11 protein-coding genes are annotated in these 16,521 nt (G+C 40.1%); 1 reads left to right on the forward strand and 10 read right to left on the reverse strand.

Features of this window, described 5'->3' with window-relative positions; all coding sequences use genetic code 11:
* Positions 1 to 24: 24 nt before the first annotated feature.
* From L6421_RS09770 to L6421_RS11555, 4 genes are all read right to left on the reverse strand, one after another.
* Positions 25 to 1,218, reverse strand: a complete 1,194-nt coding sequence (locus L6421_RS09770; RefSeq protein ID WP_237261609.1) for a class I SAM-dependent rRNA methyltransferase — start codon at positions 1,216 to 1,218, stop codon at positions 25 to 27.
* A 200-nt stretch (positions 1,219 to 1,418) separates the two neighbouring features.
* Positions 1,419 to 1,805, reverse strand: coding sequence for a glycine cleavage system protein GcvH (gcvH, locus tag L6421_RS09775; RefSeq protein WP_237261610.1), 387 nt, complete (start codon positions 1,803 to 1,805; stop codon positions 1,419 to 1,421).
* A gap of 108 nt (positions 1,806 to 1,913) precedes the next feature.
* A complete protein-coding gene (locus tag L6421_RS09780) occupies positions 1,914 to 3,764 on the reverse strand; it encodes a sensor domain-containing diguanylate cyclase (RefSeq protein ID WP_237261611.1) in 1,851 nt (616 codons plus the stop codon).
* 340 nt (positions 3,765 to 4,104) lie between these two features.
* Positions 4,105 to 4,746: a LexA family protein gene (locus L6421_RS11555; RefSeq protein ID WP_237261612.1), complete on the reverse strand. Its 642-nt coding sequence runs from the start codon at positions 4,744 to 4,746 to the stop codon at positions 4,105 to 4,107.
* A 195-nt stretch (positions 4,747 to 4,941) separates the two neighbouring features.
* On the opposite strand from L6421_RS11555, the gene L6421_RS09790 reads away from it, so the two are divergent.
* The gene (locus tag L6421_RS09790) at positions 4,942 to 6,294 is read left to right on the forward strand and encodes a Y-family DNA polymerase (protein ID WP_237261613.1); all 1,353 of its coding nucleotides are present in this window, start codon (positions 4,942 to 4,944) and stop codon (positions 6,292 to 6,294) included.
* 114 nt (positions 6,295 to 6,408) lie between these two features.
* On the opposite strand, the gene L6421_RS09795 is transcribed toward L6421_RS09790, so the two are convergent.
* The 6 genes from L6421_RS09795 to L6421_RS09820 form a co-directional block, all read right to left on the reverse strand.
* Positions 6,409 to 7,053, reverse strand: coding sequence for a DUF2202 domain-containing protein (locus L6421_RS09795; RefSeq protein ID WP_237261614.1), 645 nt, complete (start codon positions 7,051 to 7,053; stop codon positions 6,409 to 6,411).
* A 213-nt stretch (positions 7,054 to 7,266) separates the two neighbouring features.
* The gene (locus tag L6421_RS09800) at positions 7,267 to 9,453 is read right to left on the reverse strand and encodes a choice-of-anchor O protein (RefSeq protein WP_237261615.1); all 2,187 of its coding nucleotides are present in this window, start codon (positions 9,451 to 9,453) and stop codon (positions 7,267 to 7,269) included.
* Between the two features lie 880 nt (positions 9,454 to 10,333).
* Complete coding sequence (locus L6421_RS09805; protein WP_237261616.1) at positions 10,334 to 11,623, reverse strand: HlyD family type I secretion periplasmic adaptor subunit; 1,290 nt, start codon at positions 11,621 to 11,623, stop codon at positions 10,334 to 10,336.
* Positions 11,623 to 13,287, reverse strand: a complete 1,665-nt coding sequence (locus tag L6421_RS09810; RefSeq protein WP_237261617.1) for an ATP-binding cassette domain-containing protein — start codon at positions 13,285 to 13,287, stop codon at positions 11,623 to 11,625. Before L6421_RS09810 ends, L6421_RS09805 begins: the two co-directional genes overlap by 1 nt.
* Positions 13,288 to 13,427: 140 nt before the next feature.
* Positions 13,428 to 14,120 carry a response regulator transcription factor gene (locus L6421_RS09815; RefSeq protein WP_237261618.1) on the reverse strand — a complete coding sequence of 231 codons (693 nt, stop codon included), beginning with the start codon at positions 14,118 to 14,120 and terminating at the stop codon, positions 13,428 to 13,430.
* Entirely contained in the window at positions 14,102 to 15,949 is a 1,848-nt protein-coding gene (locus L6421_RS09820) for a sensor histidine kinase (protein WP_237261619.1), read from the reverse strand. The genes L6421_RS09815 and L6421_RS09820 overlap by 19 nt, the downstream gene beginning before the upstream one ends.
* Positions 15,950 to 16,521: the final 572 nt, after the last annotated feature.

Below are 16,521 nucleotides of genomic sequence, written 5' to 3' on the forward strand. Positions count from 1 at the left end.
CTTGCTCGCTAAATCGACAGTGAATCACCAACTCGCGGAAACTTTAAAGAACAATGTCTTGATGTATTCTGTTTCCGGAATCGCCGGATGGATAGGATGATCAGGCCCTTGGTGGCCTTGTTCAAACAGTTGTACATTACGATCGATATGACGTGAAGCCGACTGCACCGCTTGCAACAAGTTGTCACGAGTCAGATGATGTGAACACGAAGCCGAAACCAAAATACCGTCTTTTTCCAATACACGCATCGCCAATTCATTGATACGACGATACGCTTCAAAACCTTGTTTAAAGTCTTTTTTACGTTTGATGAAAGCGGGCGGATCGACAATCACCACATCAAACTTCTCGGCTTCCATTTTTAACGCATTCAATACATCAAACGCATTACCTTGAATGGTGGTCATTTTTTCAGCCACCCCGTTTAGAGCGGCATTATGGTCAACCCCATCCAAGGCGAATTCAGAAGCATCGACACAAGTCACCGCCTCGGCTCCGGCGTTAGCCGCCGCAACACCCCAGCCACCTAAGTAGCTGAACACATCTAAAACACGTTTACCTTTCACCAACTTCTGCAAGCGCTGACGTGAACAACGGTGGTCGTAAAACCAGCCGGTCTTTTGGCCGTTCTCTACCGGAATCTCAAACAAGGTATTGTTTTCAGTAATCACAATCGATTCAGGCAGTTCACCCAACACCACCTCTTCATACAAGGGCAAGCCTTCTAAAGTACGGCTAGCGGTATCGTTTTTCATCACAATCGCCTGTGGGTGATAGAGATTCTCTAACACCTGGATGATATCGTCCTTAACCACTTCCATACCGGCCGTGGTGATCTGCACCGAAAACACATCGCCAAAGCGGTCAATCACCAGGCCTGGTAAACCATCAGAATCACCGAACACCAAACGGTAAAAAGGTTGGTCAAAATGAATTTCACGTAAATCTTGTGCGGCTTGAATTCGCTTTTTCAAAAACTTGATATTAAGTTCAACCTTAGCGCTACGGCTTAAAATACGTGCGCAAATCAAGGTATTTGGGTTGACGTAACCCATACCGAGTGGCTTACCATTAGAAGCTTCAACAATCACCTGCTGACCAGGCTGAAAATCTTTTAACGGCGTTGCTTGTGTATCCACTTCATTACTGTAAACCCAGACATGGCCTTGTTTAATACGGCGTTCTTCATTCTTTTTTAATCGTAAACTGGCTAACATCTTGGGTTCTCTTTTTATGTAAAGTACTGCTATTCGGCTAATTGACATCAATCAATGCCAGGCTAAATCAAGCTAAAAATCTCGGTGGCTAAAAACCGCTAATTAAAAACATAAAGAGGTTTAACCTTAATTCAATTTACGGTTAAACCCCTTTAAAAACTATTTGATAAATCGCTATGTAATCCATACCGGTGGCCTGATTAGCCGTCGATCATCTTTTGATACTCTTCGTCGGAAAGCAAATCTTCTAACTCACTTTCATCATGTGCTGCGATTTTAAATAACCAACCACCATCATACGGCTCTTCATTAATCAATTCCGGATCATCTTCCAAAGCTTCATTGATTTCGATAATTTCACCACTTACAGGGGCAAAAATATCAGATGCCGATTTAACCGATTCTAAAGACATCGCCTCTTCTCCTGCGGCAATATCGGTTCCCAATTCAGGAAAAGTCACACTCATCAACTCACCCAAAGATTCTTGGGCAAAATCGGTTATGCCGACCGTGGCAATACCTTTTTCATCGATATAAACCCATTCGTGAGTTTCGGCATATTTTAAATGACTTGGTAAAACGCTCATGCGGTTTCCTTTTTAAATAGGTAAGGGAAAGAAAGGCTCTATTGAAATTGCCGCTATTATACTGAGTATGAATCAATAATGTTTAGATTGAACGGCGTTAATATTGAGCTAGTTTATTGGCTTGTTAAAGTTTAAATGCGCTTGATTATCTAACTCAATAGCGATTTCAACACGATTTCGACCATTTTCTTTAGCACGATAAAGCGCTTGATCCGCTCGTTTCAAAAGAGTTTTATCATTATCCCAACGAGTCATTGCGGCAACACCAAAACTCACCGTTAATTGGGTTGGCAAAGTGCTTTGCGGCAATTCCTCTATCGCCTTACGCAAACGTTCCGCCGTTTGCTCGGCATCGTGAAGATTTGTTTCAGGCATAATAATGGTAAATTCTTCTCCACCAATACGACAGAACACGTCCGTTTCACGCAATAACTTACCAACCTCTTCACTCAAGGTAATCAATACCTGATCTCCGACCTCATGCCCGTAGCTATCATTAATATTCTTAAAAAAGTCGATATCAAAAATGAGCAATGACAAATCGGAGTGGTAACGGTGCGAACGCTGAACCTCTTGTACAAGGGTTTGATTGAAGACCAGTCGATTAGAAATCCCCGTCAAGGTATCGGTTTGTGATAAAAACTCCAACTGCTTTTTATAAAGCTCTTGGCTGGTGATATCGTGCATGATGACACTGTACAAAGGGGTTTCGTACAGTTGAATCTGCGCTACTTTCACTTGAAAATAGTAGGTTTGACTATCTTTCTTAATCACGACTTTATGCAAATCATCAGGATGTTTTAAAACATACTCCAACCAAAAGACACCCTCCATTTCACGCTGCAGATAGCCCTCTTGTTTTTCAAAAGTGTCACACACACAATCGTAATATCTAAGGAACTCATCAATAGAATTGAATTTGGAATAAAACTCAAAAAACTGCTGGTTTGCTTCCAAAATACGTTCAAGATTCGAAACAAAGATAATCTCCGACGCCGAATCCAATATGGTTCGGTAATAGCTTGAACTTATATCTGAACGTTTTTTGAAAATATACAACAGCATCAACATAAGACTTAGAAGCATAATCACCAAGGCCGTGTACAAATATCGACTTTTGAGTTGTTGCATCTCGACTAAATCCAGGTTTTTCTCAGGAGCAAACAAAAACCAGTAACCCAACACCAAACCACTATCATCTTGAATAGGATGTTGCGTAATGACTTTATTGTCATCAACCCAAACCGGCTCCATCTTAGAAAACCTTTGACTTGCAACCGTTTCTAAATAGCTCATTTCACTTTTGGATGCATTGGCATTAGCCACATAGTAATCGTTTACAAACAATCCCGTATACGCCTTAGTCAGTTGTTTCCGATAACGTTTGTCGACCAAAATGACCGAATCAACACCTTGCGCCTCTTTCAAGCGCACCGTTAATGGGGCAATATGAGATACCACCTCAACAATCCCGATAAGCTGTTGATTTTCATCCAACAAGGGCACCATGGCTTTAAAGGTTAAGCTGAATTTACCGACACTCATACTTTGGGTAATTTGCGGAGTCTGCAACATCGTTTGCACATCACGCCGTGCATTCACCAATGAATCGCCCACCTTATCTGTCCAGCTACGGTAGCGGCTGATGCCTTGATGGTCTAAAATCTGAATCCAGATCCCACTATGGTGGGTATGCAATGCCAACTCATCCAAAAGAGCATCGAAATTTAAGCGCGATTGAGTTTCTGGCGTGCAGTGTTCACAGATAAAATCACGCACTTGCTTGTTTTCAGAAAGTGTTAAAGCAATCGCCATAGAAGCTTCACGGCGATTCTCTACCAAGCGATTGATATCATAATCAAGGGTTTTGTAGTGTGCGGAGAGCACGTCATTATAGAGCTGGGTTTTAGCGGTAGCATAAAGCCAATACAGTGCAGTAGCGACTAGAATTATTGTCAAAAAAGTACCAAAAATTAATGTCTTGGTTGTTTTAAAAAAAGTCATAGATTGGTTCAAAGCCTAAGTTTTGAATTCGGCAAATATTTCAAAAATACATTTTAAAAAACTTGCCTTACTGCACAGATAGAATATTTATTTAGAGTTAGATTCTGCACCTTTTTCAGTCTTGTTGCAAATCCCTTTATTTATTTAATGGATTTTTTAATCTTTTTCGTCTCCAATACCAATTTTTTTCAAAAAAACACGCTGAAAATTCCCAGCCTATCTTTAAGTATCGTAATCTGTTTAGAGCTTTTTCACCTTACTCGGCACTTAAAAAATCAGTCCCAAATCCACGCTATTAAAATTGTGAAATGGTTGCCGTCACCACACCCCAAATCAAAATATCGGATGACTCTCTCACTAAAATAGGAGGGTAGTTGTCATTTTCTGGCACCAACCAAGTACCCGTTGACTTTATCGATAGACGCTTTACCGTTAATTCGCCATCTAAAGCGGCAATCACGATTTTGCCATCTTGTGGCTGAATACTGCGATCCACCACTAAGATATCACCATCTAAAATCCCCGCATCCTTCATCGAATCGCCTTGAACCGAGAGTAAAAAAGTCGCCTCTTTATTACGGATTAACTTCTCGTTCAAATCCAAACGCGCCTCAATATAATCGTCTGCCGGGCTTGGAAAACCTGCAACAACTTTATGAGCATACAGAGGTAATTCAACCACTTCGGCTTCTTCCTCTGGCAAATACCAAGCAAAAGGCGAATCAAATCGCGATTGGTTAGAGGGGGATATCGATTTACCCGCATTAGGCTTATTCTGTAAGTTCAACCACGCCTGGATCTGCGCCACTTTCGACTGTGGTACTCGCATCACTTTGGTCGGTTCACCGAATTTACCCGTGCCCTTTTTACGTCCCGCCCCTTCGCGTACGCCCCCGTGTGAGATAGAGCCAACCGAGCTATCTGTTTTTTGTGTCATGATTTCTCTCTTTGCTTTGAGCCCGTGTTTCACGTGAATCATCTATTTGACTGAGATTAAAATTGGATTTTGTTTTTTTGTTACAATTTTCAAGATTTAAATTATATACTAATCTCACCGATAACCCATAACCAAAAATAATTGCAAACAACCTTAAGCATATCGCCCTAAACACAACCCATTGAGATGCATCCGATGCCAACCTATGCCTTAGTTGACGGTAACTCGTTTTACGCGTCCTGCCAAATCGCTTTTCAACCAGGCCTGGTAAACCGGCCGGTTGTCGTGCTTTCTAATAACGATGGCTGCATTGTGGCAGCCAACCAAATAGCGAAGAACTTAGATTTACAGCATGTCAAACCCAATAGTTTAGGTCAAGGTGGGTATTATGCGGCCACGGCCGATAGCATGATGTTTCAGCCTTTTTTCAAGGTTGCCCCAATATTAAAACGTTTCGATACGGCCGTATTTAGTTCAAACTACGAACTCTATGCAGATATGAGCCAACGCATGCATGCAATCAGCGCCCAGTTTGCGAGTCGCCAAGAAATCTACTCAATTGATGAAAGTTTTTTAGATTTTACCGGGATTGACAAACAGCGCCTCAACCAACATGCCACCCAAATGAAAGAGCGCATTTTGCAATGGATTGGAATCCCAGTGGCGGTTGGAATCGGCAGCTCGAAAACCCAAGCCAAATTGGCAAACCATCTGGCCAAAAAACTACCGGATTGTCATGGCGTATTCGATTTAAGCCAGCTTTCCGAACACACTCGTAACACACTTTATCAGACAATAAAGGTGGGGGCAGTTTGGGGGGTTGGCAAACGCCTTAATAAACAGCTTAATGCTGCAGGCATCAACACCGTTTACGACTTGGTTTGTCTAGACCAGAAAACGCTTAAAAGAAAGTTCTCCGTCAATATCGAACGTATGGTTTTAGAGTTAAACGGGCAGGCCTGCTTAAGCTTTGAAGAGATACCGGGCAATAAGCAAAACATCGTTTCATCTCGCTCTTTTAGCCGCAATGTTACAGAGTTTAACACCATGCGTGAAGCGGTCAGCAGCTATACCGCGACCGCGGCCGAAAAACTTCGTCAACAACACGGCACTTGCAAAGCCATCAGTGTGTTCATAACCACCCCGCCCTATCAAACCCAGCTACCACAATACCGGAATCAACAGACCATTCCGTTGGTTTACCCATCAGACAGCACTATTTTGCTGACCAAAGTGGCATTGCGTGCATTACAAAAAATTTGGCGCCCTGGTTATGAATACCAAAAAGCCAGCGTCATGCTGCTAAACATACAAGAGAAACAGAGCTTGCAAACCGACCTCTTCGCCCCCAACCCACAATATTCAGGCAACCCTAAATCAGACAACTTAATGAAAACGCTTGATAATATCAATCGAAAGATGGGAAAGAACACACTCAAACTTGCTAGTAGCGGTTTGCACAATCAGAGCTGGAAAATGAATCGTAATTTAATGTCGGCACGCTATACAACACGCTGGGATGAGCTGTTAACGGTAACCGCTAAGTGACAACAATAATAAAAAAGTCATAGCTCATCATTGTTTCATTCACATCAACCCTAAACCACCCATAAAAAAAGGGGCTTTATGCCCCTTTTTTATTTCAACCAATCGAATCTAAACTTATTTTAAATTGGTTGTTTCCATTGGCGAATTAATGATTGCATCAAACTCTTCTTGCGAGATATGAGTCGGAACATAAGTAAATCCGTTGCTGGTTAACACATCCCAGAAAGATCTTAGGTGATTACGTGAACCTTTCATCAATTCAGAATAGACATTCACCACATCATCATTACCGTCAACAACCGCAATGCTTTCCGCAATATCTTTAATATCCAACTCTTCAATTTCAGTACCTACTTGTAAAGCACCTTCCAAACTCTCACTGCCTTTGGCAACCAAGGCTTCAAATACTTCTACAAAATGGTAGTCAGTGAACACACCCACCGTATCATCTACAACGGGATCCGCTAATTGATATTTTTCAATCAACGCTTTAATCGTCTCGGTATGAGTCTGTTCTGACTTCGCGATATTTTTAAAAATGCTTAATCCCCAAATATCATAAAGCGTTAAATAAACATCACGCGCTAACTTCTCTTCCTCTCGCATGAATAGAATACCGTGCTCTTCTTCAACAGAGATTGAATCAAGCGATGTTGATTCTACGATAATTTCATCGGCAGAAACCGTGCTACTCACTAAAGCGTTAAAAGTTAAAGCGGTAAAAGCGATGGCAAAAAGTGTTTTGATAGTAAATTTCATAAAATCTCCTGGGTTTAAGAAAACCTGTTTTGTTCGGAAATAATATTAAATGTAAATTTATTACATGTAAATATAAATATTTCTATACCCATGCATAAGCATTTACTTATACAAATAAAAAAACCTTACATAACAAAGAATTAGATACAAAAAAAAGCACACCCTAACTTAATTAGAGCGTGCTTTTTAGTACTCAGGAGTATTTAATCTAGACTATTTTTGAATTTTGCGTAATCCAAAGAAGCCTATTAACCCCATAAACAACCCAATCAACGCAGGCATTAACATGCCGCCAAAGAGACTTGCACTTCCACCACTAGAGGCAACCGTAGTGTCCCCTGTTGTTGGTGTTGGTGGAATATAAGGAGGAATATATGGGAACTCCCCAGTCACTTCACCTGAAATCGCTTTAGCCAAAATAGCGTCTACCCCACTTACCGACTGCTCATTCCAAACCGCATACACAGTTTGACCATCAGGAGTCGGACGTAGTTGTGACTCAAAACGCGACAAGTTATTTGGATTATCAACCCTAACAACAGGCTCATAAGTAACACCTTTATCAAACGAACGGGTGTAATAGATATCCTGGTCAACAGGGTCTTCCAAGTGAGAAGCCACATTGGTCTGTGTACCCCATGCAACCACAAAGGCATCCGGATTGTAATTATCCTCTGCAACGGCTGAATAAGGTGTTTTTACAAATCTAGGCTCTCTAACCGATAATGGTTTGATTGTCACACCATCACCATTCACATCAGATGGTAGGTTTGACAGATTACGTGGAGGTGTCCAAGTATCCGTTACACCATCATAATGACGAAGCCAGAAATCATAGTTTCTCAAATTGGTGTAAGTCGCCAACGCCCAATCATTGGTATAAGAGTAACCGATATAGAGATCATCACCGACAATCGCCCCACGGTGAGCCAAAGCATTCTCAGCATTATTTGCTTCCGTGGTATCGGACAGGTTGCCGCCCGTTTCCGTGTTACTACTGATATTGATTGCCTGAGCGTTCACCAAAGTTGACGATACCGCATAATCAGAAGTCTCACAATTAGCCGCTACCGCAGGCACCATATTGGTATAAGCAACACCATTTTTCAGTAAACGAACCATAATATCCGATGGTCCACCCTGGTCATATTTACCCTCTTTCCAGAATATACCCATCTGCAAACCACTTGAACCTGGTGTAGCTTGTGGCACAAAACGTACTCTTCGAGCATTTTCTTCCGGGTTAGAAATCACACAACCAGCCTGATTGGTCACCGCTGACGGATTGGTAGAATAAGGGAAACTGTGATAACGGATATATTTACCGTACTCAATCTCTTCAGAGCCTTTAGTCTCTTCATAAGTCACCACAACCGTAGAGCCGACCAATGCGTTATTAGCTCGTGTTGCCGCCGTCTGCCCACCATCAATTTGATCTGCTGCAACTAAATTGCCAGCAATATCCTTGACTGTTCTATTGTCACCTGACAATGTAGTTGTGGCGTTATCGGTTAAACGTGCCCCCGTTGCAAAACCGGTCGGTTTACCCGCTATAGGAATCGTATGAGCCTCATCTTCCCACTTAGTTGCTTCAAAGGTTGTGGTGGTATACCAAACATCTGTACCATGCGATGCCGTTGCACCAGATGCACCATCACCAGGTCCATCAGCAGAACCAATCTGTAATCCAAGAGGGTCTTCTTGCCACGTAATAACCGATTTACCCATTGAGTTGACTTTACTCGCATCTTGCTTAGCATCACGCGACCCATCACTCAATTGCACTGGTGCGGACCATGCCAAACCACCATTACTTGAATAAGATGCGTAAGTACAACTGAATGGAATCTCACGATTATCTCGTGTTACATAAGTGACTGTTCGCTGATTACCACCGTCACAATACTTATCCACCCAGGTAAGCATTAAGTTACCACCACCATTTGCGATATTAGGCTTATCTGAATCCCCCCAGTATGGCTTGCGGGTTGTACCATCGACACTTTCACCATCCCAGTCGGTACTGATACTCGTTTGTGTTACGGTATTGGAAACATTAACAGGTGCACTCCAATTAGCCTCAGAACCACAATCAACTGTTGCACTCGCACAAGTTCTCACAAAAATGTCTCTTGCAGGGCGTTCTTCATCACTTTTAAGGTCATAAACCACCTTGCTTGCATCAACACCATCACCAAAAGCGCTAATTAACATGCCATTACCTAAACGCACCAACTTCGCTTTAAACGCCATTCCCAAATCAGGTGACTGATCATTCGATAAACTCTGTGGTGTATCGAAATGCATTTGTGTAGTCGCTTCATCAGCGGCTATGGCGTTACCACTTACCCCCATAGCGGTAGCCATGGCGATAATTAAATATCTCTTCTGTAATTTCATCTTATAAACCTCTTTACTCTGATTTTTAAATTCCAAGACTTTAACTATATTTTGAGCAAGCTAATCCAGGAACTTTCCTCATCAAATATAATAAGTCTTTCTACCCATAAATTATGTAGCCTAAACGGGTGATGCAATTCAAGAAAAGGTGGTCTTTAGAGCAAATTCAGAAACATTGAAAATATAAAAACAAAGAACAAATTAAACATAAGCAGTTGTTTTAACTGATATTTTAAACAACCACCCAACACAAAAAACGATAAAAATGACCGTTCAATTAAAACAACACCCGCTAAAAATCCTGAATAAATCGAATCAAAACTTAATTCAAATCAAAAATTCACAATGAAAATTAATAAACATCGGTGACAGGCATGAAAAGCCCGATGACAAATGAACACAACCTGCTTCGGTTACTTAGGGCGGATTGCTCGATAAGCAAAGAACGCGTTGGAGTTTTTGCTACTCATCCCCCCGATATTGTATCAATGGGCTTTGAATGATGGCCTATAACTAAGACAATGAAAAGCAAAGTCGATACAATTGTACGGTCGTTTCCGAAACTATAAATTCCGACGTTCAGAACAAAAAGAGCGCTTGATTGAAAATGTAGTGGTAGTAGCGGCAAAGTGAAATTGGTCGTCTCTTCTCTTAAGAAGCATCTCAAAAAGCAGACATAATCATCGAGACTCTTCAATATTAATAAGCAAGAAGCCATTAAGATAATTCAACGTTAATGAAAACTATCACAGAACCAAAGAAAAAAGATTAGTTACTTGGAAGTTTCTAAGAATTCTCCTCCATAGAGCTTCGTCTCAGATATAACCTAAGTTAATTATCTATACATACACTAAAAAGCTCTTAACCTACTGTAAATTGACTATTTTTCAGAAAAAATAAATGGCATACTTGCCAAAAATGGAGAGAAGATATATTCAAGGACTGTGCGTTGATTTAAAATAATTCCAACATTGACAACCATTCCAGGAAATAAATCAATTTTTTCTTGTTCATCACCAAAAGACTTTTTATCCAAAATAATTTTCACAACAAAATAGGCTTGTCCTTCTTCAGTTACTAAGCTATCTGGACTCACATGGCTAACGACTCCCATTATTTTTCCTAATCGAAAGGCATCTGGCCCCTCTAACTGAACGAATGCTCGCTGACCAACATAAACATAACCGACGTCTTGCGGCATTAACTGAGCTTCAACTACCAACTTATCTTCTCCAGGCACCAATTCCATAATGGTCACACCTGGTCTTACCACCCCACCTTCAGTAACGATGTTTACTCTTTTCACAATACCTTTAACAGGTGCACGAATAATAGTGCGCTCCAAACTATCTCGATACTTATCGGCACGCTTTATAAACTCATCAAGATTTCGCTTGGTTTCTGAAAGCTCAGCTTGAATATCTTGCTGATTTTGTAACTGAATCTGCTGCAGTTGATTTTGTGCTTTTTCAATTGCTGCATAATGGCGTTTGATTAAAATTGAATCTTCATCAATATGACTTTGCAGTGTATTAGCCTCTTTTAAACGTTCAATCTGCTCATAGCGATTACTTAAATTATTGGCCAATAATTTTTTTCCGATTTCAATTTGCTCTTTGATAAAACTAAGACGCTGTTTAGAGCTTTTTAGCCTTGTTCGCGTTTCCTCAAGCTCTTGTTTTTTTGATTCAATTTCTTGCTTCTGAGCTTCTAGGCTAGACTCCAAATTTGCCAACCTTGCGAGAAATAGTTCGTTGGCTTGTAAGACAAGCTTTGTGTGCTGTTTAGTGAATGTCTCATCAAAATCCAATTGTTCTAAGTTACTAGCTTCACTCTCTAAACGATGGATATCAGCTTTTAGTGAAGCGATCCGTAGTTCAATTTCTCCCATGTCGGACGCGTTATTAATAGATGACAAAATTAAAAGGGGTTGCCCCATTTCAACTTCATCCCCTTCATGGACTTTAATCTCCTGAATAATGCCACCTTCAAGATGTTGGATTTCCTGTACCTTAGAAGCGGGAATAATAGTACCGCGTGCTTGACTTACGATATCTAACGGACTTAGAGCAGCCCAGACAAAAATGCCAATCAGAAATATGCTCGTAACGACTGTTAAACCATGTGTTGTGTAACTCAGTTTTTCAATATCATCTGTTGGTTTTTTCATTACAGAATCCCTTTAACTGAAACGGGTGCAATTACTTTAGGCGTCGGTTTTTGGTTCAGGTCGATAGTAATCCCTTTGACTTTAATGGCATTAAAATCTCCACTCATCACAATTACGGTTTTCTCTTGCTGTAAAAACAGTTGTAGCAACTTCTCCATAGCCGTTACGCCGTCCCTATCCAATCCTTCTGTTGGTTCATCAATAATCACAATCGAACCCTCGGACACCATTGCTCGCGCTAAGGCTAAGCGTCGTTTAATCCCTAAAGGAAGGCTGCGTCCACCGTCTTTAATCATTAAATCTATGCCATCAGGGTGGCGATCCACAAAATCATTTAGCCCTATTCGTAGAATAATTTGTTTTAATTTTTCTTCTTCAATGTCAGGATTTAATGCAATGAGATTGTTTTTGAGCGAATCATTCATAAACTCTGGTTCTTGTGGCAGATAAATTAACTGTTTACGCCACCATAAGGAATTGAACTGCCTGATATCCATACCATCAACTAAAATCATACCTCGTTGCGGTTGTAGCAAACTCACCAATAAACGCGATAAGGTGGTCTTGCCCATACCATTATTTCCAATGACTTTTACAAAAGCTCCAGGCGGTATTTTGACACTCAAATTTTCAAAAACAGGGCCTGTTCCCATTTCATATGCAAATGAAACATCTTTTATTTCAATACGATGAGTAAATTGATTAGGCTTGCTACCTTTTTGTTGCTCTTGTGGAATCTCTTTCAGTGGTTCCAACATCTTTTGTAACTCTTGGGCTCTCAATAATACTGCGATTGACTGAGTTGGGCGTGTTAACAACATCATGGCTCGTGCTGCAAGAATATTCATACCAATCAACATTCCAAAATCAATATTGCCTTGAATAACTTCTCGAGCACCAAGAGAAATTACAACTACCGTCATCAACAAAACCATAGACTGATTTATAGTCTGCAGAAAGTCTTGTTCTTTACCAGAGAGGTACTTCCACCAACGAGAAGTGGTACTGTTCGCATTCCACTGAGACTTTAAATATGGTGCAACAGCCGTTGAACGCACCATTTCAAACCGATCCAAAGAGGCGTACACATCCGATTGGCTTGCTTGTGAATGCATTTGCTCTTGCGTTAAAGAACGTAACTCAAGCCCTATCCATACAGAAATGATGACGGTTACCAATAAAACGAATAAAACAGCATGACCAATAAAAGTAGAGATTAAATAAATTGCTATCAAATAAAGTAGAGCAAAAGGCACGTCAACCCATGATATAAACAAAGAGGGGTTAAGTGACTGTTGCAACTGCTCATTGCGATTAAGAAACATCTGACGGATACCAGGTTTCATGTTCATCAACGATTCAAACCTAGCATTAAGCAGCGTGTCAAAAACCGCTTCACTCTCTACCCGATCTCTCTCGGCAACCAATTTCATTCCCATACGGTATCGCAAACGTCGAAATAGTAATTCAATCACGATCACAAAGAGCATACCGCTAGCTAATGTGATTAAAGTCCCATCAATGCCATGGACCAAATAACGCCCATAAACTTGAATGACAAAAACCGCTGACGCTAACCCTAAAAAATTGATAAAAAAAGAAGATATGAGGATTTCAGAAGCAATCCAAGGAGAACGAGAAAAAAGTTTGAACATCCAGTTCATGAATGTGGCCTTATAGTGGATGGTGAATGGCAACTCATTGTAGTTTGGAAGCAATATTACTCAATGAGCCAAAGACAACCTGACCCAACCTGACCTAATCATGCAAATGTTATTATTTAATTACTGCGTTACACTCTGTGTTATTGAATACTGACAGAAATCGTCAATTTATAACCAACTCCACGAACAGCCATTATTGAAGTCGCTGGCTGATGAATTCGTATTAATTTTTGACGTAATCTTGATATACGTTTTTCCAGTGTTGATCGTAATGTTTGGCTATCAAGATCCAATGATAAACGTTCAGCGAGTTCCCAAAACTCCAGTTGCTTATTTGGCGCCAGAGACAATACTGTTAACAAACGACTATCTTCGGGAGACAGAAGAATCGTATCCATTTTCGAATTCGACAATTGATGGGTAGTGGAATTCAGTGTTATTTCTACTTGCATTAAGTGCGGCAATCTTCGGCATAGTGCTTGAATAGCTGCATGCAATTCCTCAGGAGAGACGGGCTTAGGTAAATAAAAATCCGCGCCAACTTGATACCCTTCAAGTTTATCTTTTACCTCTGTCCTTACAGTCAGCATAACCACACCTATGATTGGGTTTTTCATTCGCAGTTGCTCAGTCAAATAAAGACCATCTTCACCGGGAAGGTTTAAGTCTAATAAAGCAATAGAACAGGAGAAAACAGATTCATCTTCCAAAGCATCTTCTGCAGATTCAAACGCCAAAACGTCATAACCGAATGCAAGCAAGGATTCAGTCAAAACTTCTCTCAACGCCATATGGTCTTCGACTAAAAGAAGCTTTAACGGGTTTTGAGACATAAACACATTTCCACATAATTAAACGAAGTATCAGAGTTCTGACGCTCCTTCGGCAAATAGAAAATTTCTGCTTGCAACTGATCAACAAGACATTTAACAATGTACAGCCCCAACCCTGAACCTGTCTGTTTATGAGCCGTTTTAGCACGGTAATATTTGGTAAATAGTTGCTTTGAATCAGGCAAGCAGTCCTTGGTAGGGTTGATGACATGTAAACAAGCTTTATCAGATTGTAATTTAAGAACAATATTTACTTTTTGATCATGAGGACTGTATTTCAGGGCATTATCAATTAAATTTGACATAATTATTTGCAACAAATCTTTATCACTTTCAACAATAACCGGCCCTGAATTCGGAGACAATACAATACGTTCTGGCTCAGAACTTTGTTCTACTTGCTGCTGGACTAACGCATTGAGTTCAATCGACTCCTGTTTAACAACAATCTGGCTGTCGACCTTTTCCAATACGGTACAGCGGTCAATTACCATGTTCATATCTCTAACAGCCTGCAACAAATGCTGTCGAGATCTATCCGATAAATCAGGTTGATTTAATCCCATACGCATCACAGACAAAGGGGTTTTAAGCTCGTGCGACAGCATACTTAAAAACCGCTCTTTTTGCTCTTTATCATTCTTTTCGCGTTGAGCAACCTCTTGCATGAAGTCTTTATCCAAGAGAGCAGAAATCCTATCTTTTTCAATCTGGCGAATCCTACGACTCATAATGCTTTGAAACACTACAATGCTCCCAAGAGTTCCTGCTGTATATGAGTACATTAGAAGCTCTCCGCCAGACACGAGCCCCGCTAAAGATAACGCTGTCCCAAGAATGCCTGTAAAACCAAATGCCACGGCAAGAAAAAACCAGCCTCCTTCTTTACGTTTTTGCATAATTAATTTAAATGCAAAACCCGAAATCAATAACAAATACAAAACAGTAAGCTTCATAAACCATGGCATATATTCAATGTAAAAATCGAATAGTAGTGAAATTAATCCTAAAACCACACTCAGCAGGTAAAACCTGGAAATAATATAATAAATTGGCGTTTTTTTGCGTTCAAATTCGAACAAAGAATGATATAGCAAGTTGAGTATGAATAAATAAACTAAAGTTGAAAGTTGAGGTAAATAATTTCCCAAAATTCGCCACTTATCCGCTATAAAAAAATTTACCCATCCATGAACCGTAACAAACACTAATAATGAAGCGATAATAAACAACAGATAATAGCGAAAACTCTTATCTTTTCTCCACTGCCCATACCCTAAGTTAATAAACATTAGTGCAACTAGTAAACCGATAAATATGCCTGATAATGAATAATCAAGCAGTAATGCATTTCGATAACTAGCAGATGAATAGATATCCGCTACCAATGTATGAGTATTAATTGTGTTGAGCTTAATATAAGCAATCGTCGGCTCTTCAATAACCGGTAATTGTAGTAATAATGTTCGATCCATCTTTTGCTCGACCGGCTCAACCATATCACCAGTATGCAAAGTCTCAAACCCACCTTTTGGATTTGGCAGATAAAGAATTATTTCATCAAGATAAGGAGGGCTTATTCTAAGCAGTAAAGGTTGCAGCTCAGAAGAATTTTTTTTTGGCGGCACAATTGTAAATTTAAGCCAATGTGATGCTCGATTGTAACCCCCCACATAACCAGCAGTAGGAATTTCTTGAAATTCCGAATCAACAAGTTTAGAGATGTCATCAATCGTTAAAGTATTAGATGAATCAACATATCCTTTGAACTTAGGGATTTCATGATAGGCTGAAGAGTTTTTAACCGTATCAACTTGTGCGAAGGCCAATGAATTTAGAAGCCCAAAAAAGAAAATAAAGAGAGAAAAATTAAGTTTCAAGTACATAGCGATATTTAGCAAAATTTCATTACAGATACAACAATCATAACTTGAATTAATTGAGAACGTTCAGAATTATTTATCAACCTAGGGCGTTAAATATCTAACAACTTGCCAAGTCGACTTTCGAAGTGAATTGCCGGTTCTGGACATGGAATACTGGTTTCTTGAATACATTGGGTATGTGAGCATACAACAGTTTCAACAGATTAGTAACTTGCGTCAAGCACATATGAGCACTAGATTCTTTTGGTCAACTTCAAATGTGAGTATTAACCAGGCCTGGTATTTTTTGACTAAATTTTGGCTCAAACTAACCAGCCCTGATCTAGATAACCTTTCTTGAATAACCGTTTTGTGCAAGTTATCTTGTTCAAGATATTATTCAAATTCAACACTGAGAGCCACTTCTTTAAGTTACTTAAGCTGTAAGAACGCCATATTCTCTTGAACTGCCTTAACTGGCCAGCAACTATAGCAACTATTCAAGAGTGTTTATGAAATCGAACTTTACAATTGTC

The organism is Thiomicrorhabdus immobilis, assembly GCF_021654855.1.
Taxonomy (GTDB): domain Bacteria; phylum Pseudomonadota; class Gammaproteobacteria; order Thiomicrospirales; family Thiomicrospiraceae; genus Thiomicrorhabdus; species Thiomicrorhabdus immobilis.

Coding starts and splice junctions, on each gene's coding strand:
- L6421_RS09770 (WP_237261609.1), bottom strand. CDS start 1,218: ATGTTAGCCAGTTTACGATTAAAAAAGAATGAAGAACGCCGTATTAAA.
- L6421_RS09805 (WP_237261616.1), bottom strand. CDS start 11,623: ATGAAAAAACCAACAGATGATATTGAAAAACTGAGTTACACAACACAT.
- L6421_RS11555 (WP_237261612.1), bottom strand. CDS start 4,746: ATGACACAAAAAACAGATAGCTCGGTTGGCTCTATCTCACACGGGGGC.
- L6421_RS09815 (WP_237261618.1), bottom strand. CDS start 14,120: ATGTCTCAAAACCCGTTAAAGCTTCTTTTAGTCGAAGACCATATGGCG.
- L6421_RS09795 (WP_237261614.1), bottom strand. CDS start 7,053: ATGAAATTTACTATCAAAACACTTTTTGCCATCGCTTTTACCGCTTTA.
- L6421_RS09810 (WP_237261617.1), bottom strand. CDS start 13,287: ATGAACTGGATGTTCAAACTTTTTTCTCGTTCTCCTTGGATTGCTTCT.
- L6421_RS09790 (WP_237261613.1), top strand. CDS start 4,942: ATGCCAACCTATGCCTTAGTTGACGGTAACTCGTTTTACGCGTCCTGC.
- L6421_RS09800 (WP_237261615.1), bottom strand. CDS start 9,453: ATGAAATTACAGAAGAGATATTTAATTATCGCCATGGCTACCGCTATG.
- gcvH (WP_237261610.1), bottom strand. CDS start 1,805: ATGAGCGTTTTACCAAGTCATTTAAAATATGCCGAAACTCACGAATGG.